The organism is Collinsella sp. AF19-1LB (genome assembly GCF_003459655.1).
GTDB lineage: Bacteria > Actinomycetota > Coriobacteriia > Coriobacteriales > Coriobacteriaceae > Collinsella.
On the sequence record NZ_QRWO01000075.1, the window covers coordinates 1 to 1,057 of the forward strand.

At 66.2% G+C, this 1,057-nt stretch carries 2 protein-coding genes; both read left to right on the forward strand.

All coding sequences use genetic code 11. The annotated features are described in order from the left end of the window. Window positions 1-234 (forward strand): PTS sugar transporter subunit IIC (locus tag DWX39_RS10795; RefSeq protein ID WP_147336411.1); only part of this gene is annotated, 234 nt, incomplete at its 5' end. Next, on the forward strand, window positions 215-1,048 hold the full coding sequence (locus DWX39_RS10800) for a PTS system mannose/fructose/sorbose family transporter subunit IID (protein WP_117759950.1): 834 nt from the start codon (window positions 215-217) through the stop codon (window positions 1,046-1,048). The genes DWX39_RS10795 and DWX39_RS10800, both read left to right, overlap by 20 nt. The last annotated feature ends 9 nt before the right edge of the window (window positions 1,049-1,057 follow it).

The window sequence follows — 1,057 nt, forward strand, 5'->3', positions numbered from 1 at the left end:
GCCGCCAACATCCTGCCGGCCATGGGCTTCGCCATGCTCGGCCGCCTGGTGCTCACCAAGCAGCTCGTGCCCTTCTACTTCCTGGGCTTCCTGCTGTGCTCCTACGCCAACGTGCCCGTCCTGGGCGTCGCCCTGATCGCCATCATCATCGGCATCGACAAGTTCGACCTGCTCGGCCTGGGCGGAGCCCAGCCCCAGCTCTCCGCGGAAGGGGATGAGGACGATGACTTCTAGTCCCGAGAACAAGATCACGCGCTCCGACCTCGTCAGGAGCGCCCTCAACACCGGCGCCCTGGGCATGGAGTTCTCCTGGACCTACTACAAGCAGATGAACATCGCCTTCTGCCTGATGGTCGCCAACATGCTCAAGAAGATCTACGCCGGCCGCCCCGACGACTACGCCGAGGCCCTGCACCGCCACTGCGCGTTCTTCAACATCACCGTGCAGTTCGCCCCGTTCGTCGGCGGCATCGCGATGGCCATGGAGGAGAAGGTCGCCCGCGGCGAGATCGAGCCCGAGAGCGTCAACGACGTCAAGGCCGCCCTCATGGGCCCGCTGTCCGGCATCGGCGACTCCATCTTCCTGTCGACGCTGCGCGTGGTCGCCGCCGCGGTGGGCATCAGCCTGTGCCAGGCCGGCAACCCCTTCGGCCCCATCGCCTTCCTGCTCATCTACAACGTCCCCGGCTTCGCGCTGCGCGTCTGGGGCGCCGTCAAGGGCTACGAGCTGGGCGTGGGCTTCCTGGACGAGGCCCAGAGGACCGGCCTCATGCAGAAGATCATGACCTGCGTGGGCATCGTGGGCGTCATGGTCGTGGGCGCCATGTGCAAGGACATGTTCTGGGCCAGCATCCCGGTGGCCATCGGCTCGGGCGAGGACGCCCAGACCCTCCAGGACATCCTGGACGGCATCATGCCCGGCATGCTCGGCATGCTCGCCTTCTGGCTGTACTACTGGCTGCTGTCCAAGAAGATCAACCCCATGGCGCTGATCGTGGCCACCATGGTCGTGGGCATCGTCGGCGCGTTCTTCGGCGTGCTGGCGTAAGGGCCCGGC

Bases quoted from the DNA above. Each gene is read 5' to 3' on its own strand.
- DWX39_RS10800 (WP_117759950.1), top strand. From the start codon at position 215: ATGAGGACGATGACTTCTAGTCCCGAGAACAAGATCACGCGCTCCGAC.